The organism is Alteromonas sp. R7, from assembly GCF_055755235.1.
On sequence record NZ_JBVTQX010000006.1, the window covers coordinates 67,321 to 89,485 of the forward strand.

Annotated in this window: 18 protein-coding genes; 9 read left to right on the forward strand and 9 right to left on the reverse strand. The window is 45.8% G+C overall.

What is annotated here, in order from left to right:
* Positions 1–24: 24 nt before the first annotated feature.
* Positions 25–819: a DUF4198 domain-containing protein gene (locus AC0J2X_RS11190; protein ID WP_014951253.1), complete on the reverse strand. Its 795-nt coding sequence runs from the start codon at positions 817–819 to the stop codon at positions 25–27.
* A gap of 225 nt (positions 820–1,044) precedes the next feature.
* On the opposite strand from AC0J2X_RS11190, the gene AC0J2X_RS11195 reads away from it, so the two are divergent.
* Together AC0J2X_RS11195 and AC0J2X_RS11200 are read left to right on the forward strand one after the other, a co-directional pair.
* Positions 1,045–3,372, forward strand: coding sequence for a TonB-dependent hemoglobin/transferrin/lactoferrin family receptor (locus AC0J2X_RS11195; RefSeq protein WP_014977728.1), 2,328 nt, complete (start codon positions 1,045–1,047; stop codon positions 3,370–3,372).
* A gap of 164 nt (positions 3,373–3,536) precedes the next feature.
* Positions 3,537–3,719 carry a DUF6435 family protein gene (locus AC0J2X_RS11200; RefSeq protein WP_039229326.1) on the forward strand — a complete coding sequence of 61 codons (183 nt, stop codon included), beginning with the start codon at positions 3,537–3,539 and terminating at the stop codon, positions 3,717–3,719.
* 35 nt (positions 3,720–3,754) lie between these two features.
* On the opposite strand, the gene AC0J2X_RS11205 is transcribed toward AC0J2X_RS11200, so the two are convergent.
* Positions 3,755–6,919 (reverse strand): TonB-dependent receptor, encoded by a 3,165-nt coding sequence (locus AC0J2X_RS11205; protein WP_231513125.1) that lies wholly within the window; start codon positions 6,917–6,919, stop codon positions 3,755–3,757.
* A 210-nt stretch (positions 6,920–7,129) separates the two neighbouring features.
* On the opposite strand from AC0J2X_RS11205, the gene AC0J2X_RS11210 reads away from it, so the two are divergent.
* The 3 genes from AC0J2X_RS11210 to AC0J2X_RS11220 all read left to right on the forward strand — a co-directional run bounded on the left by AC0J2X_RS11210 (position 7,130) and on the right by AC0J2X_RS11220 (position 9,742).
* Positions 7,130–7,720, forward strand: coding sequence for a sigma-70 family RNA polymerase sigma factor (locus AC0J2X_RS11210; protein ID WP_039229032.1), 591 nt, complete (start codon positions 7,130–7,132; stop codon positions 7,718–7,720).
* Positions 7,713–8,819, forward strand: a complete 1,107-nt coding sequence (locus AC0J2X_RS11215) for a FecR family protein (RefSeq protein WP_156078995.1) — start codon at positions 7,713–7,715, stop codon at positions 8,817–8,819. Before AC0J2X_RS11210 ends, AC0J2X_RS11215 begins: the two co-directional genes overlap by 8 nt.
* A 176-nt stretch (positions 8,820–8,995) precedes the next feature.
* A complete protein-coding gene (locus AC0J2X_RS11220) occupies positions 8,996–9,742 on the forward strand; it encodes a hypothetical protein (protein ID WP_014977731.1) in 747 nt (248 codons plus the stop codon).
* 93 nt (positions 9,743–9,835) lie between these two features.
* Here the strand turns inward: AC0J2X_RS11220 and ppiC are convergent, their stop codons facing one another.
* A complete protein-coding gene (gene ppiC, locus AC0J2X_RS11225; protein WP_012520075.1) occupies positions 9,836–10,117 on the reverse strand; it encodes a peptidylprolyl isomerase PpiC in 282 nt (93 codons plus the stop codon).
* Between the two features lie 186 nt (positions 10,118–10,303).
* Here ppiC and AC0J2X_RS11230 point away from each other — a divergent pair, with 186 nt between their 5' ends.
* Entirely contained in the window at positions 10,304–10,816 is a 513-nt protein-coding gene (locus AC0J2X_RS11230; protein WP_080590411.1) for a YgjV family protein, read from the forward strand.
* A gap of 84 nt (positions 10,817–10,900) precedes the next feature.
* Here AC0J2X_RS11230 and cyoE read toward each other — a convergent pair whose 3' ends face one another.
* The 6 genes from cyoE to AC0J2X_RS11260 all read right to left on the reverse strand — a co-directional run bounded on the left by cyoE (position 10,901) and on the right by AC0J2X_RS11260 (position 16,470).
* Positions 10,901–11,797, reverse strand: a complete 897-nt coding sequence (cyoE, locus tag AC0J2X_RS11235) for a heme o synthase (RefSeq protein ID WP_014977733.1) — start codon at positions 11,795–11,797, stop codon at positions 10,901–10,903.
* Between the two features lie 197 nt (positions 11,798–11,994).
* A complete protein-coding gene (gene cyoD / locus AC0J2X_RS11240) occupies positions 11,995–12,366 on the reverse strand; it encodes a cytochrome o ubiquinol oxidase subunit IV (RefSeq protein ID WP_014977734.1) in 372 nt (123 codons plus the stop codon).
* Complete coding sequence (gene cyoC / locus AC0J2X_RS11245; protein ID WP_014977735.1) at positions 12,366–12,983, reverse strand: cytochrome o ubiquinol oxidase subunit III; 618 nt, start codon at positions 12,981–12,983, stop codon at positions 12,366–12,368. The genes cyoD and cyoC overlap by 1 nt, the downstream gene beginning before the upstream one ends.
* On the reverse strand, positions 12,980–14,968 hold the full coding sequence (cyoB, locus tag AC0J2X_RS11250) for a cytochrome o ubiquinol oxidase subunit I (RefSeq protein WP_014977736.1): 1,989 nt from the start codon (positions 14,966–14,968) through the stop codon (positions 12,980–12,982). Before cyoB ends, cyoC begins: the two co-directional genes overlap by 4 nt.
* A 2-nt stretch (positions 14,969–14,970) precedes the next feature.
* Positions 14,971–15,912: a ubiquinol oxidase subunit II gene (gene cyoA, locus AC0J2X_RS11255; RefSeq protein WP_014977737.1), complete on the reverse strand. Its 942-nt coding sequence runs from the start codon at positions 15,910–15,912 to the stop codon at positions 14,971–14,973.
* Between the two features lie 150 nt (positions 15,913–16,062).
* Positions 16,063–16,470, reverse strand: coding sequence for a hypothetical protein (locus AC0J2X_RS11260; RefSeq protein WP_156078997.1), 408 nt, complete (start codon positions 16,468–16,470; stop codon positions 16,063–16,065).
* A gap of 516 nt (positions 16,471–16,986) precedes the next feature.
* On the opposite strand from AC0J2X_RS11260, the gene AC0J2X_RS11265 reads away from it, so the two are divergent.
* The 3 genes from AC0J2X_RS11265 (at position 16,987) to AC0J2X_RS11275 (ending at position 22,133) form a co-directional block, all read left to right on the forward strand.
* Entirely contained in the window at positions 16,987–17,730 is a 744-nt protein-coding gene (locus AC0J2X_RS11265) for an IclR family transcriptional regulator (protein ID WP_231513126.1), read from the forward strand.
* Positions 17,730–19,052, forward strand: a complete 1,323-nt coding sequence (locus AC0J2X_RS11270) for a pectate lyase family protein (RefSeq protein WP_156078998.1) — start codon at positions 17,730–17,732, stop codon at positions 19,050–19,052. Before AC0J2X_RS11265 ends, AC0J2X_RS11270 begins: the two co-directional genes overlap by 1 nt.
* Positions 19,053–19,199: 147 nt before the next feature.
* A complete protein-coding gene (locus tag AC0J2X_RS11275; protein ID WP_472996048.1) occupies positions 19,200–22,133 on the forward strand; it encodes a TonB-dependent receptor in 2,934 nt (977 codons plus the stop codon).
* Positions 22,134–22,165 lie beyond the last annotated feature (32 nt).

A 22,165-nucleotide genomic window follows, 5' to 3' on the forward strand; every position in this document is an offset into this window, starting at 1 on the left:
ATTATCTCCTTGTACCCTTGTTAATTAGTAGGCTTCGAACGAAAGTGTGGTGGTGTAACTATAGGTAGGCACGTCTGCACCCTCAGGCGCATCGGTACGCAGTCTTACTTGCATCAAAAAGACATCTTGTGCTGAAGGAGTAAATGACGCTTGCCCTTTGGCATTTGTCGTTAATTTTTCTACATCAGATTCTTCGGCGAACTGATCTTTTCCTTGGTACACCGAGACTTCATGATCGGTTACAGGCTTACCGTTAAACAGAACTTTGAAATTAAAACTCTCGTTGGCAAACAAACTGTTAGGGTGATTAATTGCCACGATCTCTAAGCCGTCGTTTCTTGGCGCTAACGCCTGTTCACTTGGCCCTTTCTTCGTTACGTACGTTGTTGCAAACGTAACTGATTGAAAGTGCTCTTTTAGTATCGCACCTTCAGGTAGAGGCTTTTCATTACCTCGCATAGAGCCTCGCTCACCGTCCTTTTCATACACGCGAAAAATTGCCCCCATGCGTTTTCCGGTTGAAAACTGGTAAGTCCCTTCTTCCTCTAAAGTGTGCTCTAGAACATTGCGGGTTGAAAGATCGACAACCTTCTCCACACTCACTAGCTTGCCGCTAGGGGTAACCACTTCAAACGATGCATTCGTAATTGCCGCTTCTGGTACAAAAAATTGTTCTGCAAAAGATGCATCCAGCGTGACTTTACCGCCTCTAACCGGTTCAAACTGAAGCGGTTTTAGGTAAGCCACGTGGGCTAGAGCAGCGCCACTGAAGCAGCTTGCAATAAGCAAGGGTAAACTGATGAGCGTGTGTTTTTTCATGGTTTTTTATTTTCTAGTTGTGTAAAAGTGAAATCATACTATTGCAAATGATAATTGTTATCAATAGTATTACGATCGATTTTTGACGCACGAAGTGTCAAGAAATCGCTTTGACAGGCGCGATTTAAGAAAAATAAAAATGATATCAACCGACGCAAACAGGAGGCTTAGCGTTGATACGAAATACTAATTATTTGCACTTTTATTAAAAATTGGAAAAGAACAATGAAATTTAAACGCTCAACGGTAGCTATTTCGCTTGGCTGTGCGCTAACACTTCCTGCCCTAGCTCAACAATCAGAATTGGCAGTTACAAAGGCCAAAAGTGAAGAAACCCTGACAACGACTGTCGAAACCGTGCTGGATGCACAAACTCTGTCAAAGCGCTCAATTACAAATATTGAAGATACCGCTCGCTATATCCCAGGGGTACAAACTAATGATACGGGTAACCGTTTCGGTAACGATGGCTTCAACATTCGCGGCTTGGAAGGAGACGCTGTAGCAGTAACTGTAGATGGCGTCGGTCAAGGCGAAACGCTAAACCCAAGCTCATTTGCCGCTTATGGAATGTATGGATCGAGCCGCGGAGAAATTGAATTGGAACACGTAAAAGCCGTCAACATCACTAAAGGCCCAAGCGCTGTCGCGCAAGGACCAGGCTCCCTTGCTGGCTCAGTTACCTACGTGACCAATGAAGCGAGCGACTTTTTACCTGCCACAGGTGATGCCATAGGCGTTAAATTGAAAACCGGTTTTGATGCACGCTCTGACGAATGGCTAGTACACGGCACCGTCGCTAACAGAACGGGTAACTTCGACTCGCTATTGCAATACACAATGCGCGACAGTAGTGAAACAGAAGCCCACAGCCATGGTGAGAATATCTCTGGCTCAGCACGTGGTCAGGCTGACCCGATGGATAATCAAGTCGATGCAGTTTTACTTAAACTTGCTTATAACTTTTCTGAGCACCAGCAACTAGGCTTTGTTTACGAAAAGACAGACAGAGAAACGAACGGCGTACCTCTTTCTCGCCAAAGTGATTCTTATTTTGACTTCACCTCAGCGGATGAAAATAACCGCGAGCGAATTGGGCTTTTCTTTAACAACGAAAACTTGGGCCTAGCGTTTGCTGACAGCATAGATGTGACATTGAACTATCAAGAGCTGTTTTCATCGGGTGTAACCAGCTTTCTTTACGGCAGTGCAGACGGCGACGCTATATTGCGTACCGAGGACCGCAATTTCAGCCAGGACTCATTGAGTTTCAATGTTGATTTAGCCAAATCAATCACCGGAGAATTTAACCATGAGATTATTTATGGCTTTAGTTATCAACAGGTGGACGCAGAAGCGGTGATGTTCGACCGCAGGTTCGCTGGACAAACCGCGGACTCGCCTATATTAGACGGCTACCCTATTCGCGACCAAAGCTTTGTTCCAGAAACCGAAAAAACGTTAATTACAGCCTACCTAGCTGACACGGTTGAACTGAGCGAGCAATTAAGCGTAAACCTTGGACTTCGCTACGATTCTACGGAATATACGCCTACTGTAGACAGCACATTTTCAGATCCCACTGGATTAAGTATCACAGACAGCGAATTTAGTGCGGTGGTAGGAGAGATTGGTGCTACCTACGAATTCGTAAAAGGCCACTCTATAAATGCTCGAATTGCTCAGGGCTACCAAGCGCCTACGCTCCAAAGCTTGTATTTTGGTACAAACTCAGGCGATGAAGTCACCGATATCATAACTGGTAACACGTTTATTGACCTTGATCGTATTGCCAACAGTGAACTCGATGCTCAAGAATCGACTAACTTTGAACTCACCTATATTGGTGATTTCGAGAACGGAAATGTCAGCGTGTCGGTGTTTAGAACTGAATACACTAACATGATTCAAGACGAGACTTATTCAACGCCTTATGGCACTGAAGTAACTACCGTGCAGTGCGGTCGCTTCGGTTGTGAAACCGTAGTCAATACTGATGATGTATTCACGCAGCCACAAAATACGGGCGAACTGACTGTTGACGGTTTTGAAGTTACGGCTAATTACAATTTTACAGATAACATTGCGGGTCGTTTTGCTTATACAGCATTGGACGGTACCTACGACACCGCGTCTGCTTTTAACAATGCGGGGGACGACTTAGAAACCGTATCGCCAGATACCGCAACAGTTGGACTAGGCTACGTATCTGATGAAGGTGATTGGGGCGCAGAACTTGTCGCGATTTTGAGTAAAGGGGTAGAAGAAAGTACTCAACTTAGCTACACCTCGTTGAACAACGGCGCAGGTCCATCGCATACGCCTGCAGGCTATGCTGTTTTCGACCTGCTCGCCTACTACGACATTACTGAAAACCTGCGCTTTACCACGGCGATCTACAACCTTACAGACAAAGAGTATTACCGCTGGGAAGTACTTAATAGCGTAAGAGACGGTACTGGTGGTTTCTTTGGCGGCGTGAGCGGTAATGGGTACCAGCGCTACTCAGAGCCGGGCAGAAGTATTAGTGCCTACGTCACTTACCAGTTCTAATGTAACCAAAGTGCAGGCCATACTTAGCTCAACTTAGCCAAGTGGCCTGCTATTCACTCAAGTATTCTCCCATGAATGTTTATGAAAGTTTGTTCACGAAAATGGGTGATCGAAAGTTCCTGTTCAAACGTTTTCTCGCTATCTCTCTTTTTAGGACTTTCACTATGTTTGGACTTTTTAAAAGCAATCCAACCAAAAAAATGCGAAAGCAGTATGACGCCCTTCTTGAAAAAGCCATGCACGCGCAAAGAAACGGTGACATAAAGACTTATTCATTGCTTACCGCCCAATCAGAAAAACTGTGGAAAGAAATAGAAACACTGGAGAAGAACACACAAGGAACATAAATGCTAGGCGCTTGCACATTGCGTGTGACCGTATACTAATACGTGACGTTTACACCCAAGGCGTAGCGCGCCCCCGCGTCTTGCACAAGCAAGAGATGATTGCTGAATCGGCCGCGCTTATGAACGGTTTCGTTAGTAATATTGATACCTTCAAAAAATACAGAAACCCTCGGGCTAAATTGGTATGAAAGGCTCATATCCCACTGCTTGTAGGGGCTAACAAAAGTAGGCTCGGTGCTTTGGGTTTGGTTCAGCGATTGCAAGAACCCTTCTCGCTGGTTCCAGGCCACCCGCCATTGCAGCGCATTTTTTTCATAAAACAGCACCATGTTTTTGGCACCCGACAACCCTGTAAGTGCGAACGTTGAACGGATATTGGCGGTGTCTAATTCAGCGTTGCTGTCTACAAAGCTCGCATTGGCCTGAACTCCCCACCCTGATTCGCCAAATAAATGCTGCACTGCTATCTCGACCCCTTCAACCGTTGCAGACTCGCCGTTGCTGGGAGATATTACGGAAAATCGTGCTAACGCATCAGCATCGTCAACCGCATTTGGATCTGTGCCGGTGCTAGGGTCAGTCACGTTATTAAAGGTTTGTGTACTGCTTTCATTAACAATGAAATTATCTACCGTTTTTCTAAAGTAACCTGCCGATATATAGCTATTTTCCTGGTAGTAATGCTCAATGGCCAAATCAATGTTTTTTGCCTCAAAGGGCAATAGCTGTGCGTTTCCGATACGCGCCCGCAGGTCGCCACCTTGTCGCGTGGTGGTGTAAGTTACACCTGGTGCCATCTGTTCTAAGGTTGGGCGGGTGATACTGTGATTATAAGCCGCTCGAAATACCCAACTATCTAACCAGCTGGCTTTAACGCTCACGCTGGGTAAAAGATTGGTGTAGCTTGACGATTTATCAATATTTACCGAGGCGCCAAACTCTTGCCCCAGTTCGGTTTGGTCTAAAATAACTAACGCCGATAACTGCTCATCGACACCGCTTACCTTTACGTCAGTGTACTCAGCACGTAGCCCTGCATGCACATCGATAAACCAAGGCGCGTAGTCCTTCTCAATAGCGGTTTGAATATACCCCGCATACACTGTTTCTTTAACAGCGAAAGAGCTTCCCCGTGTTTCAGCGGCTAGACTGACATCCCCAGCGTTTTCTAAGTAACGAAATAATGTATCACCGTCGTGGCGCAGCCACTGATGAGGTATGTTCTCATGCCCGCTAATTGAGCCTAGAAAATCGTCGCCTGCGTCAAATATGGTTTGGAAGCTATCGGGAATATCTGGTGCATCAAAATAGCCGCAAAAACTGCAGTGTCTTGCGTCTGCTTCGTTGTCTCTTCTTTCGTTGGCTTTTTCGCGCTGAGTTAATGCTCCACCAACGTCAATTTTGCTAAACCAGTTTTCATCCCCAAGCACACTTACATTGATTTTTGCTTGCCCTATATCGTCATCAATACTCCACCCTCTGCGCAACATCACGTGGGAACGGCCGTTGGCTGGATCTAAGTAATGGGACACGCCAACCGGCTCCCCCAAGGCATTTACCTGACGGGGGTTGGCTTGTTCAAAGCCCGATATTGCGGGCAATATATTCGACTGACGATGATCGAATGAAGAGCGATTTAGATAACCGATAAGCGAGAGAGAATTCCCCTCTCCATTGTTGTCATCGACATTGGCCATTGAGTAAGACAGATCAGCATCAACAATTACGCTATCGCTTGCGATGTAGTTCGCTGCAAAACCGAAGCTTCTCAAGGTCGATGAACGGTTAAATGTGCGCGCGTGAAAGTCGGTGGCATGCCCGCTATTTTGTGAAAAAGCCACCGCCGTGCCGTTTTCATCCACCGTAACATCTTCAAGGTTACTCGATGTAAACCAATGTCCCATTGAGGTTGCCGAGGTTTCAACATCAAATGTTGACCCCAGATAATCAGCCGTAAGCTCAAGCTTGTTGTTAGGTCGATATTGTAAAACGAGCGCAGACCCCGTACGGGTTCTATCGTCAAAGCGTACTCTTTGATCGTAATTCCTGGGTACATATAGAGTAGAAACGTCTTCAGAAAGCTCACTTTCAGGTACGTTAGTATTTACCAACCAACCATCAATTTGCGCTTCTTCTAGTCGCGCTTGACGCTTGTGTTGAGTAAAAGAGGCTAGAATGCCAAACGAGTTATTCAAATAAGTGTTGCTGAACATAGCAGAGGTAGAAGGCGCATATTGTTGCGAGTTAGTATCGTACTGCATTTTGATGCTGCCAGCCGCCCGCATTCCCTTGAAAGAAAGAGGTTTAGCGGTGTGAACATCGATCGTAGCGCCGATGCCACCTGACTGCATAGTCGCCTGGCTTTGTTTGTGCACGGTAACACTGCTGACAATCTCAGAGGCCAGTGTATCAAAGCTGAATTCGCGCCCGAGCTTATCGGTTGCCATAGGCCTGCCGTTTAATAACACCCGATTAAATTCCGGCCCAAACCCCCTCACTGTAACAAGTTGACCTTCACCTTCTGCACGGTCGATAGATACGCCAGAGACACGCTGCAGCGCTTCTGCGAGGTTTTGATCGGGAAACTTGCCCATATCCACCGACTGAATAGTATCAATGATGACGTTCGCGTTGCGTTTAATCCCCACCGATTGAGCAACACGCGCTCGTAATCCCCTTACTTCAATGTATTCAATATCGTAACTACCTTGCTCGTCAGGTACGGTTACCAAGCTATCGTCTTGTGCGGTAATGGCGTTAAAAAGACGACCAAGCAAGTGATTGTTTTCATCACTATCGCTAGCAGGCACTATTTTTATTCGAGTGTTATCGACAATATCAGCACTCAGGCCTGTACCAGCCAAAAGCTTTTCTATTGCTACTTGTGGCGTATAGTTACCACTTACTTCATTTGCAAAAATATGCCTGACTTTGTTGAAGGGAAAGACTACGGTCAGCTCGGCTTGATTGGCAAACGCGATGATTGCCTCGTCTGCACTTTGTGCAGGAATAGCGAAATTTATTGCGGAGAGCGGCGATGTATTCTGTGTAATCACTTCTGCTTGTTGGTGGGGCAGCACTGACTGTGCAATAACAGTGTGACTTGCGCCGAACGACATCATGCACAGTGCAACCGTTAAAGCTTTAGGCTTAAAAGGCAGCATGATTATTGTGTCGAATGGTTCATTTGCCACAGGCATATTCGGTTTTACGCTATTGTTATTATTGATTATTAGAGTGTGTGATGCGTATGCGTCACCCTACACGTTATTGTTGGTGTTGTTTTAAACTAGCGTCGCATTATATACAACCCATTAACAAATTTAATTTTTGAGCGATAATGTTGAAAATACTGGGGGAAAATAGCGTGGCTGTCGTCTTAGTAAGTAACAACGATAAAAAATAACAATATGCCCATAGAAACAGCCATACATAATGCCTATATGTCGGCGCGCGGCTCGATGGCCAAAATGCTATCGCGCCTTGTGCCGCCTAAAGAAGTAGATGACATACTGCAGGATACGTATGTTCGCCTGTGTCAGGCGAAATCTACCGAGCATATTAAAGAGCCCAAGTCGTTTTTATTTAAAACCGCAAAAAACTTGGCCTACGATCACTTGAAGCGTGCAGAAACACGCATGGTCGACGACAGCGTAGAGGTTGCGGCAGCACTGGAAAGCGCAATTAGCGGTGTTGAAGATGAAACATTTCACAACAACGCCACCCAGCAAGAGTTTAAGTTGTTTTGTGACGCAGTGCGCGCCCTTCCCAAGCAATGCAGGCGCGCATTTGTATTGAAGAAAGTGTATGGCTACTCTCTTAAAGAGATTGCCCAAGAATTAGAGATAAGCGAAAAAACCGTGGAAAAGCATATTGCTGAAGGGATAAAAAGATGCACTTTGTTTATGCGACGACAAACGACGTCGCATACACGGCCGAATGCTTATCAAAGTGGTGGGCAACACAGTACGGCGGATGTAAAGAGAGACGCCCATGAATAGTTCAACAAACGAAACAAAAAACGCTAAGTCAGGCACCAATAGCAACGTTGTACAGTTTAATAGTGATGAGCGTGTGCTTGATGCCGCCAGCGAATGGCTTGTGAAACTCGACGAAGGGCTTGATGCCGAAGAAATGCAAGCGTTAAAAACATGGCTTGCAACGCCTTTGCATCGAGACACTTTCCTCGAAATGGTAGCCTTGTGGGACAAGATGTCGGTGCTTAGCGAACTGGCTGAGATCGTACCTCATACACCTGAGCCTAGCGTCAAACACAAAGCAAACAACACCGTGAATTGGAAGCGCCCGCTAGCCATTGCTGCCTCGATTTTAATGGTCGGGCTGTTAAGTTATCAGGGGCTAAATTTATTCTCGCCGTCTAACCAAACCGAACCTGTTGCACAAATGGCAAGCTACTCGTTACAAGCTTCGACCAAACCGGGCGAGCACAAGAGTATTAGCTTAGAGGACGGCAGTACACTATGGCTTAATACCAACTCTCAAGTGAACATCGCTTTTACTGAAACCTCACGGATTATTCAGCTTGTCAAAGGTGAGCTTCATATCGAAGTGGCGAAAGACAAATCACGCCCGCTCAATGTACTTGCAGCCGGTAAAGCCATACAGGCGGTTGGTACTGCTTTTAATGTGCAATATCACCGCGGCGACCTTGAACTGGTAGTTACCGAAGGCGTGGTAGAAGTCGCCAGCTATACACTTAACAAAGCGAATGGCGAAAGCATTATTGATCCAATTATTAAACCGCAGGCTCAGCCACTGACGTTAGTTCAAGGTGAAAAATCGCTTTTATCTTTGCCTAACAGCACCGTTGAGACCGTGTCAGATGAAGATATCGCGAATGATTTAAGCTGGCGTGAAGGCAAGATTGTATTTCGCGGCGAGCCATTAATTGACGTGATTGAAGAAGTAAGCCGATATACGGATAAAACGGTCGTTTTAGGTGATGCTGCGCTTGCTAACATGCAAGTAGCAGGGCTATTCAACACCAATGATGTAGACGCGCTTATTGCCGCCCTTGCCGACAATTTACAGATATCTACAGACTACTCTAGCGACACTATTGTTCTTCGCCCCCGTTAACAGTGGGTTTGGCTCATAAGTTCTTACTTAGCATTATTGAGCTACAAACTAAACACAAAGCGCGTTCTAAAGCTTAACTCGCGCTTTTACCCACTCCCCCTTACAATGACGCCTTATACCAGTCGGCATGCATTGGTATGATAGATAAATGCATCAAACAATAAGGTGTCTTTGATATGCAAATAGGCAGTGCTGTAACGGCAATTAAACATTTCACTTCCAGGCTACTATTTCTGGCCACCTGCGCGGTGCTATCTAATACAGCTTTCGCCATTGAAGCTGGCCAATATTACTATTTCATTTCTGACAAGTGCGTGGCTAAAGGCCCTCAAACGCCCGAAGAGCGAGGCGCCGTAACCCCAGATGTTATGCTATTTGAAGTGGTACCTGCGGGGATCAGCGACTACTACGTAAACATGAATACGAGCGCACTGATTCACTATACAGAGGAAGGGCAAGCGCACCTTTCTTCAATGGAAGCAAAGCAGGCCTATACTGCTGGTAAAGCACCGTCGAAAGACAGCCTTAGAAAAGATGGCAATGCCATTCAGCACGACTTCATGCTGCAGCGCGAAGCAATAGATTTAAAAACCCTGATAAACACGTTAAATGGTTTTTCCCAGCTGCAGTCTGATAAAGGCTACTTTTTTAAGAAAATCGTAGGCCTTTCTAACCCCGACGCTATATTTAAAGCCATTACCCGGGTTCGCTTAAGCGATATGGGTTACGACAATCGCATGATGCTAACAAGCTACTCCAGCGACTACTTTATGCTGGATGAACAAGGTAAGGCCTCTGACACAGCATTTATTACGGTAGATCACGGCGCAGCGCTACGCAATTCACTGCACGACACCAACAGCCCGTACGCCATATTTACCAAAAATTCAGTATGCGGTGAAAAGTGGGAGCCGGGCAATTAACAAGGTAATTAGCTAGGACATACTTTAAACGCTTGTTGAATGGATCGGGCTTACTTCGGCCTTTAGCGGCTTTGGTTTTAAAAGGCTCTGGTTTTAATTACTACGATAAAGCGTTTTAATAAGGTGGTAGCCGAAACGGGTCTTCACCGGCCCGTGTACTTTTAGCACGTCTTTTTTAAATACCACATCGTCGAAGGCTTTTACCATTTGGCCTCTACGGAATTCACCAAGATCGCCGCCACGCTTGCCCGACGGACATTTAGAATGACGCTTTGCTAACGTCGCAAAATCCTTACCCTTTTTAAGCTGCTCTAAAATAGAAAGCGCTTCTTTCTCTGTTTTAACCAAAATGTGAAGTGCGGATGCCGTTGCCATGGAAAGGACCTAATTTGTATCGGGGGTTTAAGAATAATATCGTGCACGCTAAGTATACCCTAGTGAACAACCCGCCTGCCATTAGTCAATGTGATGTGTTGGGTTAAAAAAGCGATGTAAAGGCTACTCTGCTGTTTAAAAACTGCGTATCGTTAACCTTTATCAATCATTGACGAGCCTTCCCTTTTGTTACCAGAATTCGACTTGGCCCAAGCGATAGGAATGCTGAGTTTTGCGCTTGGCATTTTGTGCTTTTATCAGCGTGATGATCAGCACCTGCGAATAATGATGGTGGTGATGAATTTAAATCACGCCCTGCATTTTGCGCTACTTGGTGCCGTAACCGCATGCTTAAGTGCCTTGCTTTCAGTGGTAAGAACAGGCATTTCAATTAAAACTCGCTCCCGAAGTGTCGCCTACCTGTTTATATTGATATCGCTAGCAGCCGGGCTGTATTTGGCCGAAGCTTGGTACGATTTATTCCCTATTTTGGGCACGTGCATAGGCACTTATGCCTTATTTTGTTTGTCAGGAATACGCATGCGTTTAGCGTTTTTGTGCGGCGCTATATGTTGGCTAACCAACAATATTATTGTCGGCTCTATTGGCGGCACCCTGCTTGAAGCTACGCTACTGGCAGTTAATAGTTTCACTATTATTCGCTTGTACAGAGGGCAAAAAGCACTCGGTCAGGCCTGATTGCCCAAAGTGAATGCGTTGCTATACACACACTGCATTGGAAGCTCCCAAGCCAACCTCGCCGAGTGAGTCGAAACACGTCAATTAGAACGAGAGCGCAAACAGACTCGTTACTGACGTATGATAGTCCAGTGACATAGCGACGGATAACAGCGTTATATTCACAAGGGAGAAACCAAAAACACGTTTTGCCCAGCCTTCTACGTTGATGTCGGGTCTGTATCCGCGCAGCGCCATCAACAGCCACCAAAGGCTTGTTGCGAAAGCAACTGTCAAAAAGCCAATACCCGTATAACCGCTGAGTGGAAGCAGCATTACTACTAAAGCAAATAACGCAATATGAAGAACAATATGGCGTTTTGCTTTCGCAATACCTTGCGATACAGGCAATACCGGAATGCCAGCCGCCTTATAGTCGTTATATCTGAAGATAGCGATGGCATAAGAATGGGGCATTTGCCAAATGCTGAACATACTTAGCAAAATAGCCGCAGCCATATCAAACTGACCGCTCGCGGCGCAATAACCGACTACGGGCGGAACGGCCCCCGACAGACTGCCAACGAAGGTGCCATACACCGAATTTCGCTTCATATACAGGCTATAAACACCCACATAAATGACGTAGCCAAAAGCGGCAAAAAATACCGAGGTAAGGTTGGTGTAAGCTGCTAACAAGCCGAACCCCGAAATGCCTAGCACAGCACCATGCAACATCGCAGTAAGTAATGGCAACTCGCCTGTTACCGTAACCCGGCTAGCCGTGCGCTGCATTTTGCCGTCGATATCTCGGTCAATGCAGTTATTAATGACACAACCTGAAGCCACCACCAGCGATAAACCGATGAGCGTTGCGAGCAATAGCCAATAATCTATATCGCCACGGGACGCGAGCAAGAAACCGCCCGTTACCGAAATAGCATTGCCCATAATAATGCCGGGCTTGGTAACTGAGAGGTAACGTTTATAAGTAGAGGTCATGGGTAAAATCCAAATTTAGAACGCGCCCATTTAGACACGTATCAAGGTGTACTGAGAAGCCCCAATGTTGCCCCCAAAAAAGGTTGCACCAATAGAAGGGCGAAACATGAGGGCTTAACGTACTGACCGCGATGAATTAATCACATTGAAAAGCCTGACATGATCGTCAGGCTAGACCACGCATATACAGAGATTTACTAATACATCATCATGGCGTTTGATTCGTAGATGATCCAAACGGATAACCCAACCACCATGAAAATAATAAGCGCACTGAATAAGAATGAAAACGTATTGGCTCTGCCTTCTTCAGTAACAAAGTTAAGGTGCAAAAAGTATTTAAGGTGCACCCAAATTTGAACCAAGCCCAAAGTTACCACGCTCCAAATCGTGGTAACTTTAGATAGGTCGCCATTCATCACTAGAGTGAACGGAATAGCGGTAAGTACCACAGATAGAATGAAGCCAATAATATAAGACTTCACATCGCCATGTGCGTCATCTCTATTGTGGGTCGATGAAGCGTGACCGTCCGTATTTGAAGCTAATTTCGCATCGTGTAACGCCATTACATTGCCCCCATTAAATACACTACGGTAAATACACATATCCATACGATATCGAGGAAGTGCCAAAACAGACTTAAGCAACTAAGTCGAGTAACGGTTTGCTCACCTAAACCTCGGCGGGTTACTTCAATAAACATGATTGTCATCCAAATAAGGCCCGCTGTAACGTGCAGTCCGTGCAGTCCCACTAACGAGAAAAACGCCGTTAGAAACGCACTTTGCTGCGGCCCGTTGCCATGCTCAATAAGGTGGTGGAATTCGTACACTTCCATACCAATAAAACACGCACCCAGTGCCCATGTCACTGCCAGCCAAGCAAGGGCGCCTGACTTGTTTTGTCGGTGAGCACATATCATGGCAAAGCCAAAGGTAATGCTGCTTAAAAGCAATGCAGCTGTTTCCACAGCCACAAAGTTGAGTTCAAAAATATCTTTGCCAGACACGCCCCCTGCCGTATTCATAAACAGAACGGCATAGGTGGCAAAGAAAGAAGCAAACAACAAACAGTCGGTCATTAAATACAACCAGAAACCAAACACGGTGTTGTTTTCATGATGTTCTTCGTGTGCGTGTTCATGCGGCATTGATGCGGCGCTTGATGTTGCAATAGTACTCATGAGCGACCTCCCACTGTATTGGCACTTAAGTGCGTAGCTTCAACTCGTTCAACCTCATCTACCTGCACGTAGTAATCAACATCCGAGGTATAGCAACGCTTAATAAATACTCCTATTCCTGCCACTAAACCGACAACAGCAAGCCACCAAATATGCCAGATAAGCGCAAAGCCCATTAGGGTAAAGCTCATGCTCATGAAAACTCCGGCTGAAGTATTTTTTGGCATATGAATAGGTGTGTATTTTTCAGGGCGTTGATACGACTCGCCGCGCTCCTTCATATCCGTCCATGCATCAATGTCTTTGATGTGAGGAATCTTGGCAAAATTGTAAAATTGAGGCGGTGACGCCGTTGACCACTCTAGCGTGTGACCATTCCACGGATCGCCCGTTGTATCGTTAAGCTTCTCTTTGTTTTTGAAGCTTACAAACAGCTGAAGTAGCTGGAAGAAAATACCAATTGCTATAACAAACGCACCAAATGCAGCAATGTATAACCAGATATTCCAGTCAGGATTGTCGGTGTGATTTAAGCGGCGTGTCATACCCAAAAAGCCAAGCACATATAGGGGCATGAACGCCAAAAGGAAACCAATTTGCCAGCACCAAAAGGCTGCTTTTCCGGTTTTTTCGTCAAGCTTAAAGCCCATGGCTTTCGGGAACCAAAAAGCAAAGCCAGCCAGATAGCCAAATACCGCACCACCAATAATGGTGTTGTGAAAGTGCGCAATGAGAAACAAGCTATTATGAAGTACGTAGTCAGCACCTGGAATAGCAAGTAACACCCCTGTCATGCCGCCAATGGTGAAGGTCACCATAAAGCCTAACGTCCACAGTACAGGCACACTCAATATTAAGCGACCGCGATACATGGTGAATAGCCAGTTAAACAGTTTCACGCCCGTGGGTACGGCAATAACCATGGTCATAATGCCGAAGAAGGCATTCACATTGGCGCTCGACCCCATGGTAAAGAAGTGGTGCAGCCAAACAATAAAACCAAGAATGGCAATGGCACCCGACGCATACACCATCGACTTGTAGCCAAACAGGCGCTTAGCGGTAAACGTAGATATAACTTCTGAAAAAATACCGAATGCAGGCAGTACCAGAATATAAACCTCAGGGTGTCCCCACGCCCAGAACAGGTTGATATACATCATAGAGTTACCACCAGCTTCATTCGTGAAGAAGTGGAAATCCATATAACGGTCTAGCGTCAGCATGGCTAACACAGCCGTCAGAATTGGGAACGAAGCAGCAATCAGAATGTTTGCCCACGTACAGGTCCATGTGAAAATAGGCATTTGCATTAACTTCATGCCGGGCGCACGCATTTTAAACACGGTAACTAAGAAGTTTACGGCGGTTAGCAGCGTACCGAGCCCGGATATCTGCAGGGCCCATATGTAATAGTCGACGCCAACCCCGGGACTTAACTCCAACCCGGCTAGCGGCGGATAAGCAACCCACCCTGTTTTTGCGAATTCACCTAACCCCAAAGACACATTTACTAGAATTGCGCCACCTGCGGTCAGCCAAAAACTTAAGTTATTTAAAAATGGAAACGCCACATCGCGAGCACCAATTTGTAGTGGCAAAATGATATTCATCAGCCCAATCATAAACGGCATCGCCATGAAGATAATCATGATAACGCCATGGGCTGTGAAGATTTGGTCGTAGTGCTCTGGCGGTAGATACCCGGGCGCACCATTGGTTGCCATTGCAAGCTGAGTACGCATCATAATAGCGTCGGCGAAGCCACGCAGCAGCATGATCATAGCCAACACAATGTACATAATACCAAGACGTTTGTGGTCGACAGACGTTATCCAATCAAACCATAGGGTTCCCCACTGTTTGTGCTTGGTGATAAGCATGGCTATGACCACACCCACGACTGCCACAACAGCAAGTGTCACCATAATAATCGGCTCGTGATAGGGCACGGCCTCAATAGATAATTTACCTAATAAAGACATGGTTATTGTGCATCCTCTTGGTGATGGCTGTGTTGCATTTCAGGCATGGCGTGATGTTCGCCCATGGCGGCATTTTCCGGCTTGTTGTAGAAATCCATAGAGCCGTGATCTTTCATGTATTTCATAACAATGTTATGAAATAAACCGTCATCGACTTTGCTGAAATAGGTCACCGGATTGTTTTCGCTTGGCTCAGCAAGCTGCTCGTAGGCACCTGACGTTAACGATGTTTGCGACTGCTTAACGCTGGCAACCCACGCCTCGAAGTCATCCTCGGTAGGTGTGGCAATAGCGTTAAACTTCATGCCAGTGAATCCCGCACCGCTGTAATTTGAAGAAATGCCTTTGTACATACCTGGCTCGTCGGCAATAAGATGAAGCTTGGTTTCCATTCCCGCCATGGAATAAATCTGGCTTCCTAGCTGAGGAATAAAAAACGAATTCATGGTGCTTTCAGAAGTAATCTTAAACGCAACGGGTTTATTGGCTGGAAACACCAATTCATTGACCGTTGCGATACCTTGTTCAGGGTAAATAAACAGCCACTTCCAGTTGAGCGAGACTACTTCGACAGTAAGGTGCTCTCCTTGACCTTCTAGCGGTGCATAAGGGTCGAGTGCGTGAGTAGAGCGCCAGGTGATCACACTCAACGACACGACAATGAGAATTGGAATGGACCACACCACCGCTTCTATTTTGGTCGAATGTGCCCATTTAGGGGTATAAATTTCGAAATCGCGACTAGCGCGATACTTCCACGCAAAGTAAAGCGTAAGAAAAATAACGGGAACAACAACAATCAGCATGAGGATGGTGCAAAGAATAATCAGATTCTTTTCATCCATACCCACTTGCCCTTTAGGGTCAAGCACGCCACCGCTGCAACCGGCCAACGTCAGCCCTGCACCAGCAACAATTAAAGTAAAAAGGTTACGAATAGACAAAACAAGTTCCTATAACCCACAAGTTAAACGGCGATGACTGGGCCGCTTAATAGAGAATGGCAGCGTTACAGCATCGAAAAACACACCGGTAAAGCTTTGTCACACATACTGCGCAACGCTTTCGGCGTTAGATAATCAAATCGGAGACGTTTAACTAAAAAGTGGGGGCGCTCTACTGCCAACCGTCTGAACAAAAGGCTGGGGGTATGTAGGGCAAAGGTAAGGAATAGGTCGGCGCTGTTTTGTTATTTGCGCCTTTGCTATAGCCGTGGCTTTTACCAAGAGACCAACTAACACTAATGCAATAGTGGGAACAATAAATTGCGACAGCGTGTGATTGGCCAGTGCAATGAAAAAAGGCTCTACAACCAAACTTTCATTAAACGCACTGACAAATTCTGCCGAGTCAGCCAAGGTACCACTGATAACTAGCGCAATGTTCAGCAGTAACACCAGATTAGCCAACCACAGCATAGCGCCTACACCACTGGTGTAGTTTATTGCGGGTCTAATCGAAGAATTCAGTTCGTCTAAAAAAACGAAAGAACGTGGTGCCATATAGAATGTAATGCCTTACAAGAACAATGCTCTAAGTTTAACGCTGCTTCAAATGAGAATGAGAAAGCAGGCGTGGCAGAGTAATCTCAAATAAGGACAAGTACAAGCCACCTATTGACAGGCTAAAAAGACCTAGTAATTAAAGCACCAGACACAAATGACTATTTTATTAACATTCAAAAGGTAAGACTCTGCTTCCACAGATTTATCGTCGCCCTTAGCGTATATGTCAGGCATTCATTCACTTTTTCGCTCGCTGAGCCTTCAACTTGCACCTCGACAGCACCTACACATGTTAATTTTTTGTTTTAAATATACAAAATTAAACCGCTTACCGGACGCGGTTGATAAAGCGTTAACCTTCTTATGGATGCGATGAGTTGCACGACAGTTTTCTCTCTTTTTTCAATGTAATTGATTTAAAAATCATCAATAATTTAAAATGCCACCGGTAGCATTTTGTTTAATTCGTGTTAATATCGAGCAATATTATCTTGATTTCGGGACCGCAAAAAGATGGAAAGGTATGTTATTCCCAGTGTTATGCAGGCGCTGCAGCTATGTCAAGCCATCGCCGAGTCTCGCTCGGGTTTAAGTGCCTCTGAAATTGAGTCAGCGCTTAAACTTCCCCGCACATCAGTATTTAGATTACTTAGAACATTAACCAGCGAACGGGTAGTCGAAAAGCGTGGTACAAAATACTTCTATGGCACACGCATTTACGAAATTAGCGCCGCTAACTCGCGCAGCAGATACGTTCAGAGAATCACTGCACCTGCGCTTTCGAAACTTATAGCTGCAACCAACGCTAGCGCAATCATCTGCACATTAGGCGACTACTGCGCGTTTGTAATTGACGTTTTAGATGCCAGAGAAAAGCAAATAACAACAATTAGGCCAGGGACAAAACTGCCCTTATTTGAATCTGCTGCGGGTCATGTCATGTTGGCCTACCATCCCAAGTATCAAAACATGAACGACAGCACACACCCCGCAAACTTTGATGAACAACAAGCCGCGAAATTACGAGCAACAACTTGTACCAGAGGCTATGCCGTCAGCCACTTCGCACCGCGCAACGTAACGCTTGTTGCCGTGCCAGTCTTCATGCGAGATGGAGAGCTTGTATCAATTTTAGCAATAGAGTTAGAAGGTATGATCCACGACGTTAAGGTACTCCAAGCATGGAGCGCTAAACTCAAAGACATCGCCCGCCTTCCAACCACCGGTGCCCACCCTTACGAGCAGGACATGCAGTAATGAAACATATTCCAATTCAACTGATTGTCGCTTTCGTCGCGTTTCTCGCCTTGTCTAATTGTCACGCACAATCATTGGCGTTTGAAGGCGCGCTGGGATTCGGAAAATACACGCAAGGTGGAAACCAAGGAAAAGTGTTAGTTGTTAGCTCTTTGTCTGATAATGCCAAAAGCCCACAAGAGGGAACATTGCGATGGGCTATTGCGCAAGACTATCCCAGACTGATTGTCTTTAATGTGTCTGGCGTGATCGTGCTAGAAAAGGAGTTAGAAATAAAACATGGCAACGTCACCATTGCAGGACAGACATCTCCCCACGGAATTGTAATTTCTGGCGCATCAACAAGCGTTGAAGCTAACCAGGTTATTATTCGTCACATGCGTTTTAGGCCGGGGAAAGACAGTGAAGAAGGCGATGCAGTAACCGTTAGAAATACCACTGATGTCATTATCGATCATTGTTCGCTAAGTTGGTCAAAAGACGAAGTAGGCTCTTTCTACAATAACCAACGCTTTACACTGCAATACAGCATACTATCAGAGAGTTTAAACAACGCGGGCCATCACAAAGGTAGCCATGGCTATGGCGGCATTTGGGGTGGCAGTAATGCTAGCTTTTTGCGCAATATATTGGCCAATCATACCAGTAGAAACCCGCGCATTAACGGATGGCGACTGAACCCGCCTTACCCACAGCAGCAAGAATTCGTTGATATCAAAAATAACGTTATTGCCAACTGGCAAAAAAACTCAGCTTATGGCGGCGAAAACGGCACCGCAAATCTGGTTGGGAATATTTATGCCCCAGGCCCCGCTACGAAAAAGTTATGGTTTTTCCAATTATGGGACGATAAGGAAACACTCACTCGACTGTATGTTGCTGAAAACGTGATGAAGGGCTACAGCGACATGTCTGAGGACAACAGTAAAGGCATAGATGTTAAGAGCGCCAAAACCGGTTCAAAGAAAGAAAAAGACGTAATCACTCGTTCTCTTTCAACGTCGCCTTTTCATCAGAATGAAATAGATAAATTAGGCGATGCGCAACTTACTGCGCAGCAAACATGGACAAGCTTGATTGAAAACCAAGACGTAGGTGCTAATCTCACCCGCACAGGTAAAGATCTAGACCCTGTAGACTCGCGCATACTTAAGCAAATACAAAGCAATCAGTACACAAGCAAAAATGGGATAATTGATAGTGAATTAGATGTGGTTGACTGGTCAATTTACAGCAGCTACTTTACTGCCAACCCCGCGCCCTCTCTTACTTTTCATGAAGAAAACTCATGGCGGGTACTCGCAGGAATCCCAACACTGTGATCACAAAATATTCATATATTAATAATTTGTGAAATAAACGTTAAATATTAGTGCATTCCTATCTGACAAGATCAATACTGCCACCGGTGGCATAGCAAAATACAAATACTACAGCTATGTCGATTTTGGAATTTAGGAGTTCAAAACATGAAAGTGTTTCAATGGACAGCCCTCGCTCTAGCCGTGTCCACGGCGTTTTCCAGCATGGCGCAAACTGCACCCGCTCAGGAAAATACCGAGCAAACTGAAACAAATGAGACCCCTAGCGAAATTGAAGTAGTTGAAGTAAAGGGTGTTAAACAGGCAGACCTTAAAGCGCGTGACTTAGAACGCATGAAAAGCGGCTTTAGCTCTGTTATTTCTACCGATGATTTAGGCAATTTTGTTGATCAGAACGTGGCGGAGTCCCTTCGACGACTGCCGGGTGTTACGCTACAGCGCTCTGAAGGCGAAGGTAAGTTTGTCACCGTACGGGGCTTAGGACCCGGCTTCGTATCCATAAATATGAACGGCGCACAAATGTCTGGTGCAGGCGAAGAACGGAAAGTGGGATTAGACGCACTTCCTGCTGACCTTCTCGGTACCATTGAAGTGCTGAAAACACTCACCCCAGACCAAAACCTAAATTCCATTGGCGGTACAGTCAACGTTAAAGCAATTTCAGCTTTCGATCGCGGCAAAAACACATTAAAAATGCGTGTTCAAGACGCATATTCAGAAGCGCGCGAAAAGCACTCTCCGAAATTTAGCTTAGACGGCACCCAGTTTTTCCTCGACAACACCTTTGGTATTGGTTTTGCCATCTCTCACGAAGACCGCAAAACCCAGATAGACGAAACGCGCCACCACAGCACCAACGAAATGAAGTTTTACACCGCCGACTTGGGTAAAACAGAAGAAGAAATTGCCCAGGGTGACGAAATTCTTGCGCCTTCTCAGTTAGAAGTTCGTCGCGAAATTGCAGGAAGAACTCGTCAAGCTGCAGCACTAAACCTCGAATACAAGCCCTCTGCAGACGCTTACTATTATGCCAAAGGCACGTTCACTAAGTTTGAAGATGATGATCGCGCACAGCGAGAATTTTACGATTTTCAAGATGCAGGCTCTGTCGGAAACGATGAAATTGTATACGTAAACGGCGCTACGAAAGAGTTTATTCTTAGCGATATAGACGTATTCCACCAGCATTTCCTACAAGAAAGTAAGAACAAAACCATCACGTTCAGCTTAGGGGGAGAAAACCGTATTGCTGAACGCTTCGTGTTTGACTACGAATACGCTCAATCTCGCTCTGAAGAAGACTCCACTGGTGACCGCCGCGTTCAATTCCGTGAACGAGACCTGATTGTTTATGGTCAAGGCGGTCGCGACAACATTAACGCCCGCATTTTAAGCCCACAGGAAGCTGCTGAAATCGCAGGTCTAACCTACGACCCGGAAAACAGTATTTTTGGAACGTCGGGTAGTGGCGATGGTTCTGACCTTTCAAATTATCAATTCGATAACCTGTTTTTAGAAGGCGGAACGCGAATTGATGAAATTAAGACAGTGAACCTTAACTTGCGAACCGACATTTTTAATGACTGGTTAAACACCATTAAATTTGGTGTGCAGGTGAGCGAGCGCGATCACGTGCGTGACAAGGATCGGTGGAGTTTCGACCCTTCTGCCGGCGACTGTAGCGACGATGCATGTATTGTCGCAGTGAATTCTACCCTTGCCGACTATGACACCCAAATACCTTCAAATAGCGCATTCCAGCTGCCGTTTGAAAGCCGCGCAGTTGTCGACCAAATTGTTGATGCCACTCGTCAAACGGTTGAGCCTGCCACAAATGGCGAAGTGTCAATCGAAAGCACTAAGGGCGACTACAGCATTACCGAAGATACGCAGGCTGTATACGCAATGGCAGAGTTGCCATTAGGCGCAGATGCCACACTAACAACCGGCGTTCGCTGGACACAAACCGAGTTCTCTTCTACCGGCTTTTTGTCTTTAGAAAACGATGACTTTGAGTTTAATGGCGCAGGCGCTGGTGCATTGGATATTGCTATCCCTCTTCCAGAAGCGTCTATTAAATACAGTGAGTTTTTCCCTAGTGCACACATTAAATGGGAACCGAGTGAAAACTTCTTAGTGCGTGCCGCAGCATGGACGAGTTTTACTCGCCCGTCGTTTAAACAAGCCCGTGCATTTGCTGTGTTTGACAGCGATATTGAGCTTTGTCCTCCGGGTTCTGACGATTGTGATGACAGTCAAGGTGGCGCATCGCTTCAACAGTTAAGCCAGTATGTGTTGGGTTCTGATAATGCACTAGATGTGGGTAACCCTAACCTCGTTGCAATGACATCTATTAACTACGATGCGTCAATTGGCTGGTATCCAAGCGAAAACCTCTTTATGGAAGCGGCAGTTTTCTATAAAGACATCGACAACTTTATCGTAGATGTAAACGGAATTGGCATGGCGCTTAATGACCTGCCGCTAACGCTTCCGGTAAACCAGGTGACTGAGTTTGTTATTCCGCAAGATTTATATCTTAACGAGATAAACATTACCGTTAACGGCAACAAAGCCTCGGTTATCGGATTAGAGCTTAGCTACAACCAGTACTTTGAAAATGGTCTATTCATTCAAAGTAATGCCACCATCCTCGATAGTGAAGCCACGCTGGATAGCAGTATTCGTCAAGGCAAAGTGGCACTGCCCGACCAAGCTGATACCACCTTTAATCTTGTATTTGGTTGGGAGAGCGAAACGTTCTCAGCTCGCTTAATTGGTAACGTGCGTTCTGAAGTTCTTGAACAAATTGGCTCTTGCCCAATTACTGCCGATCTTAACGACCCGAAAGGCTGCAAGATTTGGGGCGACCAATATCAAGATTCGGTTAAAAGCTTAGACTTTAAACTTCAGTACGACATTACCGAGTACGCACAATTGTACTTTGACGCCATCAACCTTACCGAGGAGTCTGACCTTCGCTACTTCCAAGGTAACGCGTTAAGCGGCGGCAACATTCTGTACCAAAAAGAAGAATACGGCCGCAGCTACCAGCTGGGTGTAAACATTAAGTTCTACTAATTGTCTGCGCCGGGGAAACCCGGCCTTTTCCA